A 15,282-nucleotide genomic window follows, 5' to 3' on the forward strand; every position below is an offset into this window, starting at 1 on the left:
CCTGACTAGGCCGCCGCTCCCGGCTTCAGGTACGTCACCAGGCTGACGTCGAGCGCCTCGTCGGTGAAGTAGTGCTCGCACCCGCGCAGGTACTTGATGTAGCGGTTGTAGACCTCTTCGGAGGTGACCTCGATGGCCTTGTCCTTGTTCGCCTCGAGGTTGTCACCCCAGATGTGCAGCGTCTTGATGTAGTGCGGTCGCAGTGAAAGCGGCGCGGGCACAATGAATCCCGCCTTCTCGCCATGGTCGACCATCATCTGGGTGGACGGCAGCCGGCCACCCGGGAAGATCTCGGTGATGATGAACTTGATGAACCGGGCCGTCTCGAAGGTCAGCTTCTTGCCGCGGGCGGCGAGGTCGTACGGGTGGTAGCTGACACTGCTCTGCACGGTCATCCGGCCGTCCTCGGGCATGATGTCGAAAGTCCGCTTGAAGAAGTCGTCGTAGTTCTCGTGCCCGAAGTGCTCGAATGCCTCGATCGACACGATGCGGTCGACGGGCTCGTTGAAGTCCTCCCAGTTCTGCAACCGCACCTCGCGCGACCGATCGGTGTCGATTGAGCCCAGCACCTGCTCACAGCGGGCGTGCTGGTTCTTGGACAGGGTCAGGCCGATGACGTTGACGTCGAACCGCTCGACCGCGCGCTTCATGGTGGTGCCCCAGCCGCAGCCGATGTCCAGCAGGGTCATCCCCGGCTTGAGGTCCAGCTGGTCCAGGTTCAGGTCGATCTTGGCGTACTGGGCCTCTTCCAGCGTCATGTCATCGCGCTCGAAGTAGGCGCAGCTGTAGGTCCGGGTGGGGTCCTGGAACAGGGCGAAGAAGTCGTCGGAGACGTCGTAGTGCGCCTGAATGTCCTCGGGAGCCGTCCGTATCTTCGTCGGGCTAGCCGGTTGATCAGCCATTTTCGTCTGGTTCTCCTGGATGAAGTTCACTGCGTATTTTCCACGGACTTGCCTCCGGGTGTGACGTGCAACGATACCGAACTCTACTTTTCCAGCGTGAATTGGACGCAGTCGATGTAGCCGGTGCGGAAAGCCCCGGCGCAGCCGGTCAGGTACTTCAGGTAGCGCTCGTAGACCTCCTCGGACTGGATGCTGATGGCCTCGGTCCTGCGCGCCTGCAGCGCGCCGGCCCACAGGTCGAGGGTCTTGGCGAAGTCGGTCCGCAGCGACTGGACCCCGGTCACCCGGAAGCCGATCTTGCTCGAGTGCTCCTCGATGGTCTCGATCATCGGCAGCCGGCCGCCCGGAAATATCTCGGTGAGGATGAACTTGATGAACCGCGCGACCTCCATCGTCAGGGGCAGGCCACGCTCGATCACCTGCCTTCCGTGCAGTCCCGTGATCGAGTGCAGCAGCATCACGCCGTCCCGGGGCAGGGCGGTGTAAGCGAATTTGAAGAAGTCGTCGTAGCGGTGAAAGCCGAAATGCTCCAACGCCTCGATGATGACGATGCGGTCCACCGGTTCGCTGAACTCGGCCCAGTCGCACAGCAGTGCCCGCCGCGACCGGCCGCTGTCGATCCCGTCGAGCACCTGCTGGCAATAGGCGTGCTGATTCTTGGACAGGGTCAGCCCCACAACGTTGACGTCGTAGCGCTCGACGGCGCGTTTCAACACCGAACCCCAGCCACAGCCCACGTCGAGCAGGGTCATCCCCGGCTCGAGCCCGAGCTTGTCCAGCGTCAGATCGAGCTTCGCGAGCTGCGCCTCGTGCAAGGTCATGTCATCGCGGGGGAAATACGCGCAACTGTAGGTGCGACTCGGATCCTGGAAGAGCGCGAAGAATTCGTTCGACAAGTCGTAGTGCGCCCGTACGTCGGCGAGATTTGAGCGCGTCGGAACAGCGCTGGCCGGGTTGTCAGGCACATGTCCTCCCGAGGGACGGCCACTACGGAGGCGGCCATCTGCGGGGGCACGCTACTCGCCGAGGATGGAAAAGCGCGCATTTGCGCGCGCGCGCCGAAGTTTTTGCGGGCTACTTATCCGGCACCGAACCCCGGCCGACGGGGCCTCGGTCGCTACTTGGTCAGCGTGTACTGGGCGACGTTGGAGATGCCCTTGCGGAAGAGCTCGGCGCAGCCGGTCAGATAGCGCATGAAGCGGTTGTAGACCTCTTCGGACTGGATGGCGATGGCGCGTTCGCGGTTGGCCTCCAGATTGGCCGCCCAGGTGTCCAGGGTCCGCGCGTAATGCGGCCGCAGATATTGGGTCTCCTCGATCGAGAAACCGCTGGCTTGCGCATAGTCGACGATGTCGGGTTCGCCGCACATCTGCCCGCCGGGAAAGATCTCCTTGCCGAGAAAGTGGAAAAAGCGCAGATCACTCATGGTGATCGGGATGCCGCGCTCTTTCCATTGCGACTGCGGATAAGTGAAGATGCTGTGCATCATCATCCGGCTGTCATCCGGGAGGGTCTTGTAGGCCCAATCCCAGAAGGCGGGCCAACGTTCCTTTTTGAACGCGTCGAAGGCCTCGAAGCTCATGATCCGATCGACCTGCTCGTCGAACTCCTCCCAACCCTGCAGCCGGGCCTCGGCCCGCCGCGTGGTGGGAATGGCGGCGAGCCTTTCCCTGGTGCGCGTGTAGTGGTTGCGGCTCAGCGTGATGCCGATGACGTTCACGTCGTATTTCTCGACCGCGCGAACCACGGCCCCACCCCAGCCACACCCGACGTCGAGCACCGTCATGCCGGGCTCGAGGTTCAGCTTGTCCAGCCCCAGATCGAGCTTTGCGAGCTGCGCCTCTTCCAGCGTCATGTCGTCGTTCTTGAAGTAAGCGCAGGTGTAAACCATGTTGGGGTCGAGGAACAGCGCGAAGAAGTCGTCTGAGATGTCGTAGGTTGCCTGCGACTCTTCGTAATACGGCTTCAACTTGGCCATTGTTGGACCCACCTCCTTGGACAACCGTACAACTCGGCGATACGGACTGAGATCGCAGGGGAAGCGTTTCTCTCGACTTGTTTTCGGCTCAGTTCGCTTTGGCGAAGTTCCCCGCCAGCACGCCGATCACCTGATCCCACAACTGCTGTGGCAGATCATGGCCCATCCCATCGAATAACACCAATCGGGCGCCGTCGATGGTCCTGGCCACCGCGCGGCCACCGAATGGCCGCATCAGTTTGTCCGCTCGGCCGTGAATCACCACGGTCGGCGCGGCGATCCGCCGGTTGTAGCGCCTCAGGCTGCCGCTGCCGAGCACGGCGTCGAAATGCCTGGCGACACCCCAAGGGTAGTAGCTGCGTTCGTAGCTTTCGATGGCCTCGGCCCGAAGTTGCTCCTCGGAGGCCAAATAGCGCCGGCTGCCGATGATCTTGCTGACCCGGATGGCGTTGTCGACGATCACCTCGCGCGGCGAGCTCGGCGACGGCCCCTTGATGAGCGCCAGCAACTGCCGCGGGCCGGGCGGCGGCAGGAACGCCGAATTATTGCTGGAGAAGATGACGCCGAGGGTTCTCGTCCGCTCGTGGAATCGCGCGGCGAAAATCTGGGCGATCATCCCGCCCATCGACGCGCCCACGATGTGCGCGCGCTCGATGCCCAGGTGATCCAGCACGGCCGCGGCGTCGTCGGCCATGTCCTCGAGCTTGTAGGCCGCATCGCTCGGCAACCCCAGCCAGGACCGCGCCAGCCGCGTCACCAGCGGCTGCCGGGGGCTGCGGTGCTGTGTTTTGCTCGACAGGCCGACGTCCCGGTTGTCGTACCGGATGACGCGCAGCCCGTGGCCCACCAGCTGCTCGCAGAAGGCCGTTCGCCACAGCAGCAGTTGGGCTCCCAGCCCCATGATCAGCAGCACGGGTGGGTGGTCGATGTCCCCCATGTCCTCGTAATAGAGCTTCAGGTCGCCAGAGGTGGCGTGCCCGGTGCGTATCTCCATGGACTGCCCCTACACCTCCAGGTCGGATTGGTGCTCGCGGCTCACCTCGACCATGAAGTTCGCAAAGTAGCCGGTCAGCTGCGGGTCGGACATCATCTGCCATTTGGGCGCAAGCAATTTCATGTACCGCTCGACGTAGAGGAACTGCTTGCCGATCAGCACCAGCTCCCGCGGCAGCTTGACGTCATAGGCGTCGGCCAGGGCCGACAGCTGCCGCCCGATGTCGGCGTAGGACAGGTCGCCGAGCGTCTGCATGGTCAGCGGGGTGGCGAACTTCTCCAGGTCCTTGGCGGCCTGGGCCTCGGGCTTCATGGTCCCGACGGCGCCCATCAGCACCACGATCTTGCCCGCCGCGGCGTGGTCCTTCTTGACCAGCAGCGCGTACACCAGCTCGCGCAGCAGCCAGCGGGTGCGCGGGTCGATGCGGCCCATGATCCCGAAGTCGAAGAACACGATGCGGCCCTGGTCGTCGACGTAGAGGTTGCCGGCATGCAGGTCGCCGTGGAACAACCCGTGCCGCAGGCCGCCCTCGAAAAGCGAGAACAGCAGCGCCTTCACCAGTTCGACCCCGTCGAACCCGGCCTTGCGGATGGCCTTGACGTCGTCGATGCGGATCCCGTGCACCCGCTCCATCGTCAGCACCCGTTCGGTGGTGAAGTCCCAGTGCACCTGTGGCACCCGGATGTTTTTGCCCAGCGGCGAGGCGTGCAGGTGAGATACCCAGGCGTCCATCGACTGCGCCTCGAGGCGGAAGTCGAGCTCCTCGGCCAGATTGTCGGAGAAGTCGGCCACCACGTCCTGCGCCGAGAGCCGGCGGCCCAGCTTGGCCAGCTCGACGGCCTGGGCGAAGCGCTTGAGGATCTGCAGGTCGGCGGCGACCCGGCGCCGGATGCCCGGGCGCTGGATCTTGACCACCACCTCTTCGCCGGTGTGCAGGGTCGCGTAGTGCACCTGCGCGATCGACGCCGACGCGAACGGCGTCTCCTCCCACTTGGCGAACAGGTCGGCCGGATCGCCGCCGAGCTCCTCGACGAAGAGCTTGTGCACCTCTTCGGTGTCGGCCGGCGGCACCCGGTCGAGCAGGCTGCGGAATTCGCGGGACAGCGATTCGCCGAACGCCCCGGGGCTGGACGCGATGATCTGTCCGAATTTGACGTACGTCGGGCCGAGGTCGGCGAAGGTCTGGGGGAGCTGCTTGACCACCTTCTGCTGCCACGCGCCCTTGCCCGGCAGCTTGGTGACGACGCGCGCGGCGGTGCGGGTGACCTGCCAACCGGTGACGGCCACCCGGGCCGCTTCCACCGGCAGCGGCACCCGGTCAAGCCGGGCCACGTCTCGATGTTTGGTAGAGCTCATCCCAGCAGTCTGCCAAATCGGCCGAGTCCGTCCCAATCGTCTAGCTGGGACGCCCACCGCTTTTCCACGGTTGCACCCACCCCTGGATCGCCCAGCCCTCCAGTCCCGCGATCAACTCGTACATGGTGGCGCCGTCGATGCTTTCGCGGATGATGTCGGCGTGCCCGGCGTGCCGGGCCAACTCGTTGATCACATGCAGGATCACCCAGCGCACCGACCAGGCTTCCTGGTCCTTGGGGAACCACGGGATGTCCTGCGGAACCGGCACCGCGGCGTCGAGGTCCGCGGTCTCCGCCAGGCGCAGCGATTCGGCGTTCTGTTCTTCGAATGCCCGCAGCAGGCCGGCCAGCGTCTCGTCGGGCCGCATCACGTGCTGATCCGCGAACTCCTGGCTGATCTGTTCGAACGGGCGAGGGTCTCTCGGCGGCGCGTCCGGCGCGGCGGCGACCCGCGCCATCCAGCTGCGCTGCATCGCGGTGGCGTGCTTGATCAGTCCGCCGATCGACAGCGCGCTGACCGAGGGGGTGGACCGGGCCTGTTCGTCGGTCAGGCCGTAGGACACCGCGAAATACGCGCTTTGGTGGTAGGCGAGATATTCGCGCAGGGCGCTGCGTTCGTCGGCTACGGGCCGGGCAAGAGCGGGCATTACCGGATATTAGGTCTCCTCCGCCGTAAAGTGCGGGGATGCAGCTGGTTTCGGCCCACTCGACCGAGCTGTTCGTCGGGCCGCCGGACACACCGTTGCAGCTGGCCCGCGTCACCGTTTCCGCGGTGACCTCCCCGACGCCGGTCCGCGTCGACGGGGACGGTTTGAGCGGGGAGGCGGTGGCCGGGGCCGGCGACGAGGTCGTCGAGGTCCCCGTCAGGGTGGACGGCCCGGTCGTCGGGCAGCGGCGGGCGGCGCGGGCGCTGGCCGGCAACGCCCGGGAGCCGTTCGAGTTCGCCGTGGCGGAGCCCGGCTGGACCATGTTCATGGTCAGCCACTTCCACTACGACCCGGTCTGGTGGAACACCCAGGGCGCCTACACCAGCGAGTGGAGCGAGGACCCGCCGGGACGCGCCCGGCAGACGAACGGCTTCGCGCTCGTGCACGCGCACCTGGAAATGGCCCGCCGCGAACCCGAGTACAAGTTCGTGCTGGCCGAAGTGGATTACCTCAAGCCGTACTGGGACACCCGCCCCGAGGACCGCGCCGACCTGCGCCGGTTCATCGCCCAGGGCCGCGTCGAGGTGATGGGCGGCACCTACAACGAACCCAACACCAACCTCACCGGCCCGGAAACAACCATTCGAAACCTGGTGCACGGCATGGGCTTCCAGCGTGAGGTACTGGGCGCCGACCCGGCCACCGCCTGGCAGCTGGACGTGTTCGGCCACGACCCCCAATTCCCCGGGATGGCCGCCGACGCCGGGCTGACGTCGAGCTCGTGGGCCCGGGGCCCGCACCATCAGTGGGGGCCGGCGTTGGGCGGCGGGGACGTCGAGCGGATGCAGTTCAGCAGCGAGTTCGAGTGGATCTCGCCGTCGGGGCGCGGGCTGCTCACCCATTACATGCCCGCGCATTATTCGGCGGGCTGGTGGATGGACTCGTCGACCTCGCTGGCCGAGGCCGAGGACGCCACCTTGGCGCTGTTCGATCAGCTCAAGAAGGTCGCGCTGACGCGGAACGTGCTGCTGCCCGTCGGCACCGACTACACGCCGCCGAACAAGTGGGTCACCGCCATCCACCGCGACTGGGCCGCGCGGTACGCCTGGCCGCGCTTCGTGTGCGCGCTGCCGCGGGAGTTCTTCGCGGCCGTGCGCGCCGAACTGGCCGGGCGCGGCGGCGTGCCGTCACCGCAGACCCGGGACATGAACCCGATCTACACCGGCAAGGACGTGTCGTATATCGACACCAAGCAGGCCAACCGGGCCGCGGAGAACGCCGTCCTTCAGGCCGAGCGGTTCGCCGTCTTCGCCGGGCTGATGACCGGCGCCGAGTACCCGCAGGCGGCGCTGGCCAAGGCGTGGGTGCAGCTCGCGTACGGGGCGCACCACGACGGCATCACCGGCTCGGAATCCGACCAGGTCTACCTCGACCTGCTGACCGGCTGGCGCGACGCGTGGGAGCTGGGCCGAGCCGCCCGCGACGCCTCCCTGGAGGTGCTGTCCGCGGCCGTCGGCGCCGACGTCGTCGTGTGGAACCCGCTGGCGCAGCAGCGCACCGACATCGTCACCGCGCGCATCGACCCGCCGCTGGCGGGCGGGGTCCGGGTGGTCGACCCGGACGGTGCCGAGTTGCCCGCCCACGTCGAACACGGCGGCCGGTCGGTCACCTGGCTGGCGCGCCAGGTGCCGTCGTTGGGGTGGCGGGCCTACCGGCTCGTGCCCCATGACGGCCCGAGCGGCTGGGAACCGGTGCCCGGCTCGGCGGTCGCGAACGAGCACTACCGCCTGGAGGTCGACCCGGCGCGCGGCGGGGGAGTCGTGTCCCTGGCCCAGGATGGTCGCGAGCTGATCGCCCTCGGCCGGGTGGGTAACGAGCTCGCGGTCTACGAGGAGTACGCGGCGCATCCGACGCAGGCCGAGGGCCCGTGGCACTTGCTGCCCAAGGGCCCGGTGGTGTGCTCGTCGGATTCGCCGGCCCGGGTGCGCGCCTACCATGGACCGCTGGGGCAGCGGATCGTCGTCACCGGGCGGATCGGCACCGTGGCGCGCTACACCCAGACCCTGACGCTGTGGCGCGGCGTTCCGCGGCTGGACTGCCGCACCACCATCGACGACTTCACCGGGGCCGACCGCCTGGTGCGGCTGCGCTGGCCGTGCCCGGTGCCGGGCGCCATGCCGGTCAGCGAGGTCGGTGATGCCGTCGTCGGACGTGGTTTCGCCTTGCTCCACCCGCCCGGTGAGGGGACGGAATCGGTGGACACCGCGCTGCACCCGTGGACGCTGGACAACCCGGCCTACGGCTGGTTCGGCCTGTCGTCGGCGGCGCGGGTCCGGGTGGGCTCGCCCGACAGCCAATCGGTGCGGGCGATCTCGGTGGCTGAGGTGGTGTCGCCGGACGAGGCGGTGTCGGGTCCGCTGGCGCGCGAGCTGATGGTCGCGCTGGTCCGCGCCGGGGTGACGGCGACCTGCAGCGGCGCCGGCAAGCCGCGCTACGGCCACCTCGACGTCGATTCGAACCTGCCCGACGTGCGCATCGCGCTGGGCGGACCGGCACGCAACGCGTTCACCAAGGCGCTGCTGGCGCACGCCGACCCGGTGTACGCGGCAGAACTCGACCGTCAGCTGGCGTCGACGGGCCGCGCCAGGGTCTGGGTGCCGGCGGCGACACCGTTGGCCACGGTGTGGGTGCCGAGCGCGGACCTGCGTGCGCCGGCCGCGTTGCCGGTGCTGGTGATCGCCGGCCGAGACGCGGAGGGCCTGGCCGCGGCGATCGCGTCGCTGGCCGACGACCTCGGCGACGCCGAAGTCGTCGTCACGCAGCGCGCGCCGGCGGGAACCGGCGCATTCGAGGACCGCACCGTCGCCCTGCTCAACCGGGGGGTGCCCAGTTTCGCCGTCGACGCCGAGGGCACCCTGCACACCGCGTTGATGCGGTCCTGCACCGGTTGGCCGTCGGGCATCTGGATCGACGACCCGCGCCGCACCGCCCCGGACGGCTCGAACTTCCAATTGCAGCACTGGACGCACGATTTCGACTACGCGCTGGTCTGCGGTGCGGGCGACTGGCGGCGCGCCGAGATTCCCGCCGTCAGCGCGCAGTTCTCCCACCCGCTGCTGGCGCGCGCGTCCGGCCGAACGGGCGACGCGCTGCCCGCGGCGGGATCGCTGTTGAGCGTCGAGCCCGCCGGCCGGGTGCAGCTGGCGGCCCTCAAGGCGGCCGGCAACCCGCTCACCGGGGGTAGCGGCCGGCCGGTCGACCCGAGGGAGGTGGCCCTGCGGTTGGTGGAGACGACGGGGGCGCACACCAGCGTGTTGATCGGCTCGGACATCGGCGAGGTCGGCGACTTCCGCGACGCCGACCTACTCGAAACTCCGCGCGCCGGCCGCCACCCGCTCGACCTGCACGGCTACCAGGTGGCGACCGTGCTGGCCCGATTCCGCGCGCCCCGCGCGGGGACGGCGCCCCGCGCGCTCGCCCCGCACGCCGAAACCGCCCAGCCGTTGTACGCGCGCTACTGGCTGCACAACCGCGGCCCCGCCCCGCTCGGCGGGCTGCCGGCCGTCGCTCATCTGCATCCCGCGCGGCTGGCCGCCGAGCCGGGCGGCGAGCTGATGCTGCGCCTCACCGCGGCCAGCGACTGCAGCGACGCCGCCCTCACCGGGACGGTCACCCTGGTGTGTCCGGAGGGCTGGTCGGCCAAGCCCGACGAGCTCCCCCTGACGCTGCCCAGTGGCGAATACCGCGAGGCCGACGTGGCGGTGTCGGTGCCCGCCCGCGCCGAGCCGGGGCTGTACCCGGTCCGGGCCCAGCTCCGCATCAGCGGCGAAGAGGTCCCGCCTGCCTGGCGACAAGCGGTCGAGGATGTCTGTCTCGTCGAGGTCGGCGCGTCCGCGGAGGCCGAGCCGGTCTACCTCGTCGACGGCCCGGCCGACGTCGAGTTGACCGCCGGGGCCACGGCGACGCTGACCGTCAGGGTCGGCACCCACGCCGGCGCGGACCTGGCGCTCGAGGCGCACCTGATCAGCCCGTGGGGCACGTGGGAGTGGCTGGGCCCAGCCGCGGTGGGGGCCGTGCTGCCCGCCCGCGGCACCGTCGACGTCCACTTCGACGTGAGCCCGCCGGCCGGGCTGGTCCCGGGCCAGTGGTGGGCCCTGGTCCGGATCGGCTGCGCCGGCCGGCTGGTGTACACCCCGGCGGTGAAGGTGACCGTGACATGAGCGTGGTGGCGACGGTCGCCGGCCTCCCGGTCCTGGCCGACGAGGTGGACGCGGCCGAAGCACGGTTGCGCGGCGGGCCGGCCGCGGCCGCGCTGCCGGCCGGCGGCACCGGGGAGGGACGTCAACTGCGGCGCTGGCTGACCCAGCTGATCGTGACCGGGCGGGTCGTGGCGGCCGAGGCCGACGCGCGCGGCCTGAGCGGGTCGGGTGCGCCGAGCGAGGCCGAGCTGCTGCCCGACGCGACGGCCCGGCTGGAGCTCGGCAGCGTCGCCGCGGCCGCGCTGGCCGACGCGCGGGCGCGGGCGGTGTTCGCCTACGTCACCGCCGCGGTGCGCGTCACCGACGAGGAGGTGGCCGCCTACCACGCCCGCAACCCGCTCCGATTCGCCGCGCCGCGCCGCGAGCAACGGGGCTGGCGGATCCCGTCGCCGGTCGGGCCGCCGCTGGACGACGTGCGATCGGCGATCGCCGACCATCTGCGGGGCGCCGCGCGGCGGCGCGCCTTCCGGGTGTGGCTGGACGCGCGGCGGGCCGAGCTGGTGCGGCTCGCCCCCGGCTACGAGCATCCCGGCGACCCCCGCCAACCCGACAACGTCCACCGGCACTGATCGCGATGCTCACCCTCTGCCTCGACATCGGCGGCACCAAGATCGCCGCCGGCCTCGCCGATCCCGACGGCGCGCTGGTGCACACCGTCATCCGGCCCACGCCGAGCGGCGGCGGGGCCGAGGAGGTTTGGGCCGCGGTCGAGGCGACGATCGCCGACGCAGTGCGCGCGGCCGACGGTGCGGTCGCCGCGGTGGGCATCGGTTCGGCGGGCCCGATCGACCTGCACGGCGGGACGGTCAGCCCCATCAACATCAAAGGTTGGCAGGCCTTCCCGCTGCGCGACAGGGTGGCGGCCGCCCTGCCGGGCGTGCCGGTGCGGCTGGGTGGCGACGGCTTGTGCATGGCGCTGGGTGAGCACTGGCGCGGCGCGGGGCGTGGCGCGGCCTTCCTGCTGGGCATGGTGGTGTCCACCGGCGTGGGCGGCGGACTGGTGCTCGGCGGCATCCCCTACACCGGCCGCACCGGCAATGCCGGTCACGTCGGCCATGTGGTGGTGGAGGATAACGGGCCGCCCTGCGTGTGCGGCGGCCGCGGCTGCGTCGAGACCATCGCGTCCGGACCGTCGATGGTGCGCTGGGCGCGGGCCAACGGTTGGACCGCGCCGCCCGGCGCGGGCGCCCGGGATCTCGCCGCCGCGGCGGCGGCCGGTGATCCCGTCGCGGATCGGGCATTCCGCCGGGGGGGCACCGCGCTCGCGGCGATGATCGCCTCGGTCGGCGCGGTCTGCGACCTGGACCTCATCGTCATCGGGGGAGGTGTCGCCAATTCCGGCCGCCTGCTTTTCGACCCCTTGCGCGCGAAGCTGGCCGAGTACGCCAGGCTGGACTTCCTGGCCGGTCTGCGGGTGGTGCCCGCCGAACTCGGCGGCGAGGCCGGACTGGTCGGCGCGGCCAGACTGGCGGACCTCGGCTGACCATTCGGGCAACCTGAGCGGCCAGCTGACGGCCGCCGTTTTGGCTGACGGGGGCGGTCAGGCTATCCTGATGGCCGATCCACCGAAGACCGTCGGTCACCGAGAAATCGGTTGAAGGTCCGGGAGCATCCCGGCGGCCCACGCAGGAGGACGAGGCAACGCCGGCATGCGCCGGCTCTTTCACGCCCCGGCCGCTTCCTGCGCCGGGGCGTTCGTCGTTCCACGGTGAATCACAGACGACACGTCGCATCGCTTTCACTTCAGGAGGTACGCATGGCCAGGGCTGACAAAGCCACCGCCGTTGCCGACATCGCCGAGCAGTTCAGGGAGGCGACCGCGACCCTGATCACCGAGTACCGCGGTTTGACCGTGGCCAACCTGGCCGACCTGCGCCGGTCGCTGAGCGGATCGGCCACCTACTCGGTGGCCAAGAACACGCTGATCAAGCGGGCGGCGTCCGAGGCCGGCGTCGAAGGTCTCGACGAGCTGTTCGCCGGACCCACCGCCATCGCGTTCGTCACCGGGGAACCGGTCGACGCCGCCAAGGCCATCAAGACCTTCGCCAAGGAGAACAAGGCGCTGGTCATCAAGGGCGGCTACATGGACGGCCGCGCGCTGACCGTCGCCGAGGTCGAGCGCATCGCCGACCTGGAGTCGCGCGAGGTGCTGCTGGCCAAGCTGGCCGGCGCGATGAAGGGCAACCTCGCCAAGGCCGCCGGCCTGTTCAACGCCCCCGCCTCGCAGGTCGCTCGCCTCGCGGCCGCACTGCAGGAGAAGAAGGCCACAGAGGCCCCGGCGGCGCCGGCGGCACCGGCCCCAGAACCAGCTTCGGAAGCACCCACTGAGGCTCCGGAAACCCCGGCCGAAGCCGAATAACCCCAACCAAAAATTAGGAAAGGACCCACACACCATGGCGAAAATGTCTACCGACGACCTGCTCGACGCCTTCAAGGAAATGACCCTGCTGGAGCTCTCCGACTTCGTCAAGAAGTTCGAGGAGACCTTCGAGGTCACCGCGGCCGCTCCGGTCGCCGTCGCCGCGGCCGGCCCGGCCGGCGGTGGCGCCCCCGCCGAGGCCGCCGAGGAGCAGTCCGAGTTCGACGTCATCCTCGAGGCCGCCGGCGACAAGAAGATCGGCGTCATCAAGGTGGTCCGCGAGATCGTCTCCGGCCTGGGCCTCAAGGAGGCCAAGGACCTGGTCGACGGCGCGCCCAAGCCGCTGCTGGAGAAGGTCGCCAAGGAGGCCGCCGACGAGGCCAAGGCCAAGCTCGAGGCCGCCGGCGCCACCGTCACCGTCAAGTAGCTCCACCTCGCAAAGCCCCCGGGGCCGCCCTGCGCCGCCCCCGGGGGTTTTGGTGTATTCAGCCCGCCCGCAGGGATTGCGCCACTCTTTCGGGTGAATCACCCAGCGCCACAAGCAGATTCGAGGTCATCGACGCGAGCAGCGGCAGCACTGCGGCGCCGTCGTGCCCGTAGTAGCCGGCGAGTTCCAGCATCACGAACCCATGGATCAGCGCCCAGAACTGGGCCGCCGTGGCCACCACGGCCGCGTCGTCGTCCGGCGAGCCCGCGCTGATCCGGCCCGCCAGCATGCACCGATGCACCCCGCGCACCACGTGCGCGAAGCTCGGGTAATCGCGCTCGATGTCGGCGACCGACAGCGTCAGGACGTTGTCCGCCGGCGCGTTGATGCCGTGCGCGCTGGTGCTGCCGAACATCAGCCGATACATGTGCCGATGCTTGATGGCATAACGCCGGTAGGCGGTGCCGGTCGCGAACAGGTCGGCCACCGGGTCGGCCGTTTGGGGCACGGTCAGCGCGGCGTCGAACTGCCGCAGCCCCTCCGCGGCCACCTCGGCGATCAGGCCGCGCATCCCGCCGAAATGGGTGTACAACGCCATCGTCGACGTGCCCGCCGCGCCTGCGACCTTGCGGGTCTGCAGCGCGTCGGGGCCATGCTCGTTCAACAGGTCGACCGCGGCGCACAGCAACTCGTTCCGGACACTGCTTTGCCTGCCCGGCGCGGTGCCCGAAGTCACTTCCGAAGTCATCGTTGTCATCTTCCCATCCGCGGCGTACGGTGCCTATAACAACGTCATATCAATGTTATAGGAGTTCAGCGATGACGTCCGTGCAAATCGCAGAAACCCGGAATCCCTATCTGGACGGCCTGCTGGCGCCCGTGCGCGCGGAAGTCACCGCGACCGACCTGCCGGTCACCGGTCGCATCCCCGAGCACCTCGATGGACGCTATCTGCGCAACGGGCCCAACCCGGCCGAGGAGGTCGACCCGGCCACCTATCACTGGTTCAGCGGTGACGGGATGGTGCACGGCGTCGCGCTGCGCGACGGGAAAGCCCAGTGGTACCGCAACCGCTGGGTGCGCAGCCTGTCGGTATGCGCCGCCCTGGGCGAGCCGACGCCGGGCCGGCTGGACCCGCGGGCGGGCATGCTCTCGCTGGGCGCCAACACCAACGTCCTGGCCCACGCCGGCCGCACCCTGGCGCTGGTCGAGGGCGGAGTGGCCAACTACGAGCTGACCGACCAGCTGGACACCATCGGGACATGCGACTTCGAGGGCACCCTGGCCGGCGGCTACACCGCCCACCCGCACCGCGATCCGCGCACCGGCGAATTGCACGCCGTCTCTTACTCGTTCGCCCGCGGGCGGACCGTGCAGTACTCGGTGATCGACACCCAGGGGCGCGCGCGCCGCACGGTGGACATTCAGGTGTCGGGGTCGCCGATGATGCACGACTTCTCGCTGACCGACAAGTACGTCGTCATCTACGACCTGCCGGTGACGTTCGACCCGATGCAGGTGCTGCCGGTGACCATTCCCCGCTGGCTCGGCCTGCCGGCCCGGCTGGCGCTGCAGTCGTTGATCGGGCGCGTGCGGGTGCCGAGCCCGATCAACGCGATGATGAACCGGAACCCGAAGCACTCCGACCGGATGCCGTACGCCTGGGCCCCCGACTACCCGGCACGCATCGGGGTCATGCCCCGCGAGGGCCACGGGAGCAACGCGGGCAAGGATGCCATCCGCTGGTTCGACATCGAACCCTGCTACGTCTACCACCCACTCAACGCCTACTCCGAGATGCGGGGCGACGCCGAGGTTTTGGTGCTCGACGTGGTGCGGTACGCGCGGATGTTCGACCGCGACCGGCGCGGGCCCGGCGAGGCCCCGCCGACCCTCGAGCGCTGGACCATCAACCTCGCGACCGGCGCGGTGAGCACCGAATGCCGCGACGACCGGCCGCAGGAATTCCCGCGGATCAACGAGACGCTGCTGGGCCGGGAACACCGCTTCGGCTACACCGTCGGTGCGTCCTTCCAGGGTGCCGCGCCCGCGCTGTACAAGCACGACTACGCGACCGGGGGCTGCGCGGTCGCGCCGCTCGATCCCGACCTTTTGCTCGGCGAGATGTCCTTTGTGCCCAACCCCGGGGCCTCCACAACAGAACGAGCCGAGGACGACGGCATTCTGCTGGGCTACGGCTATCACCGCGGCCGCGACGAAGGCCAGTTGGTCTTGCTGGACGCCCCGACGCTCGAGCCTGTGGCCACCGTGCACCTGCCGCAGCGGGTGCCGATGGGCTTCCACGGCAACTGGGCCCCGACTGGCTAACGTGAGTTGAATAGGACGCCCGTCGCCGAGCGC

The 15,282-nt window shown here is 69.4% G+C and carries 13 protein-coding genes; 6 read left to right on the forward strand and 7 right to left on the reverse strand.

Going from position 1 to position 15,282, the window contains the following annotated elements:
- Positions 1-5: 5 nt before the first annotated feature.
- From mmaA4 to A5678_RS19700, 6 genes are all read right to left on the reverse strand, one after another.
- Entirely contained in the window at positions 6-902 is an 897-nt protein-coding gene (gene mmaA4 / locus A5678_RS19675; RefSeq protein WP_068045624.1) for a hydroxymycolate synthase MmaA4, read from the reverse strand.
- Positions 903-985: 83 nt separating this feature from the next.
- Positions 986-1,867, reverse strand: coding sequence for a cyclopropane mycolic acid synthase family methyltransferase (locus A5678_RS19680; protein ID WP_068045479.1), 882 nt, complete (start codon positions 1,865-1,867; stop codon positions 986-988).
- A gap of 152 nt (positions 1,868-2,019) precedes the next feature.
- Positions 2,020-2,880: a cyclopropane mycolic acid synthase family methyltransferase gene (locus A5678_RS19685; RefSeq protein WP_068045482.1), complete on the reverse strand. Its 861-nt coding sequence runs from the start codon at positions 2,878-2,880 to the stop codon at positions 2,020-2,022.
- A gap of 88 nt (positions 2,881-2,968) precedes the next feature.
- On the reverse strand, positions 2,969-3,874 hold the full coding sequence (locus tag A5678_RS19690) for an alpha/beta fold hydrolase (protein WP_068045484.1): 906 nt from the start codon (positions 3,872-3,874) through the stop codon (positions 2,969-2,971).
- 9 nt (positions 3,875-3,883) lie between these two features.
- The gene (locus A5678_RS19695) at positions 3,884-5,230 is read right to left on the reverse strand and encodes an AarF/ABC1/UbiB kinase family protein (protein ID WP_068045488.1); all 1,347 of its coding nucleotides are present in this window, start codon (positions 5,228-5,230) and stop codon (positions 3,884-3,886) included.
- 40 nt (positions 5,231-5,270) lie between these two features.
- Positions 5,271-5,876, reverse strand: a complete 606-nt coding sequence (locus A5678_RS19700) for a DinB family protein (RefSeq protein ID WP_068045491.1) — start codon at positions 5,874-5,876, stop codon at positions 5,271-5,273.
- Positions 5,877-5,914: 38 nt separating this feature from the next.
- Between A5678_RS19700 and A5678_RS19705 the strand changes: the two genes are divergently transcribed.
- The 5 genes from A5678_RS19705 (at position 5,915) to rplL (ending at position 12,921) form a co-directional block, all read left to right on the forward strand.
- Complete coding sequence (locus A5678_RS19705) at positions 5,915-10,096, forward strand: NEW3 domain-containing protein (RefSeq protein ID WP_068045496.1); 4,182 nt, start codon at positions 5,915-5,917, stop codon at positions 10,094-10,096.
- Positions 10,093-10,704 (forward strand): malonyl CoA-ACP transacylase, encoded by a 612-nt coding sequence (locus tag A5678_RS19710; protein ID WP_068045499.1) that lies wholly within the window; start codon positions 10,093-10,095, stop codon positions 10,702-10,704. Before A5678_RS19705 ends, A5678_RS19710 begins: the two co-directional genes overlap by 4 nt.
- A gap of 5 nt (positions 10,705-10,709) precedes the next feature.
- On the forward strand, positions 10,710-11,618 hold the full coding sequence (locus A5678_RS19715; RefSeq protein WP_068045502.1) for an ROK family protein: 909 nt from the start codon (positions 10,710-10,712) through the stop codon (positions 11,616-11,618).
- A gap of 273 nt (positions 11,619-11,891) precedes the next feature.
- Positions 11,892-12,494 carry a 50S ribosomal protein L10 gene (rplJ, locus tag A5678_RS19720; RefSeq protein WP_068045505.1) on the forward strand — a complete coding sequence of 201 codons (603 nt, stop codon included), beginning with the start codon at positions 11,892-11,894 and terminating at the stop codon, positions 12,492-12,494.
- A 34-nt stretch (positions 12,495-12,528) separates the two neighbouring features.
- Positions 12,529-12,921: a 50S ribosomal protein L7/L12 gene (rplL, locus tag A5678_RS19725; protein WP_065441030.1), complete on the forward strand. Its 393-nt coding sequence runs from the start codon at positions 12,529-12,531 to the stop codon at positions 12,919-12,921.
- Positions 12,922-12,979: 58 nt separating this feature from the next.
- Here rplL and A5678_RS19730 read toward each other — a convergent pair whose 3' ends face one another.
- Positions 12,980-13,669 carry a TetR/AcrR family transcriptional regulator gene (locus tag A5678_RS19730; protein ID WP_068045626.1) on the reverse strand — a complete coding sequence of 230 codons (690 nt, stop codon included), beginning with the start codon at positions 13,667-13,669 and terminating at the stop codon, positions 12,980-12,982.
- 71 nt (positions 13,670-13,740) lie between these two features.
- Here A5678_RS19730 and A5678_RS19735 point away from each other — a divergent pair, with 71 nt between their 5' ends.
- On the forward strand, positions 13,741-15,249 hold the full coding sequence (locus A5678_RS19735) for a carotenoid oxygenase family protein (RefSeq protein WP_068045510.1): 1,509 nt from the start codon (positions 13,741-13,743) through the stop codon (positions 15,247-15,249).
- Positions 15,250-15,282 lie beyond the last annotated feature (33 nt).

Origin of the sequence: Mycobacterium sp. E2733, from assembly GCF_001667585.1 — a bacterium.
Lineage (GTDB): Bacteria > Actinomycetota > Actinomycetes > Mycobacteriales > Mycobacteriaceae > Mycobacterium.

Excerpts from the sequence above, each read along its gene's own strand:
- A5678_RS19685 (WP_068045482.1), bottom strand. The coding sequence starts at position 2,880 with ATGGCCAAGTTGAAGCCGTATTACGAAGAGTCGCAGGCAACCTACGAC.
- A5678_RS19695 (WP_068045488.1), bottom strand. The coding sequence starts at position 5,230 with ATGAGCTCTACCAAACATCGAGACGTGGCCCGGCTTGACCGGGTGCCG.
- mmaA4 (WP_068045624.1), bottom strand. The coding sequence starts at position 902 with ATGGCTGATCAACCGGCTAGCCCGACGAAGATACGGACGGCTCCCGAG.
- A5678_RS19700 (WP_068045491.1), bottom strand. The coding sequence starts at position 5,876 with ATGCCCGCTCTTGCCCGGCCCGTAGCCGACGAACGCAGCGCCCTGCGC.
- A5678_RS19735 (WP_068045510.1), top strand. The coding sequence starts at position 13,741 with ATGACGTCCGTGCAAATCGCAGAAACCCGGAATCCCTATCTGGACGGC.
- A5678_RS19690 (WP_068045484.1), bottom strand. The coding sequence starts at position 3,874 with ATGGAGATACGCACCGGGCACGCCACCTCTGGCGACCTGAAGCTCTAT.
- rplJ (WP_068045505.1), top strand. The coding sequence starts at position 11,892 with ATGGCCAGGGCTGACAAAGCCACCGCCGTTGCCGACATCGCCGAGCAG.
- A5678_RS19705 (WP_068045496.1), top strand. The coding sequence starts at position 5,915 with ATGCAGCTGGTTTCGGCCCACTCGACCGAGCTGTTCGTCGGGCCGCCG.
- A5678_RS19730 (WP_068045626.1), bottom strand. The coding sequence starts at position 13,669 with ATGACTTCGGAAGTGACTTCGGGCACCGCGCCGGGCAGGCAAAGCAGT.
- A5678_RS19715 (WP_068045502.1), top strand. The coding sequence starts at position 10,710 with ATGCTCACCCTCTGCCTCGACATCGGCGGCACCAAGATCGCCGCCGGC.
- A5678_RS19710 (WP_068045499.1), top strand. The coding sequence starts at position 10,093 with ATGAGCGTGGTGGCGACGGTCGCCGGCCTCCCGGTCCTGGCCGACGAG.
- rplL (WP_065441030.1), top strand. The coding sequence starts at position 12,529 with ATGGCGAAAATGTCTACCGACGACCTGCTCGACGCCTTCAAGGAAATG.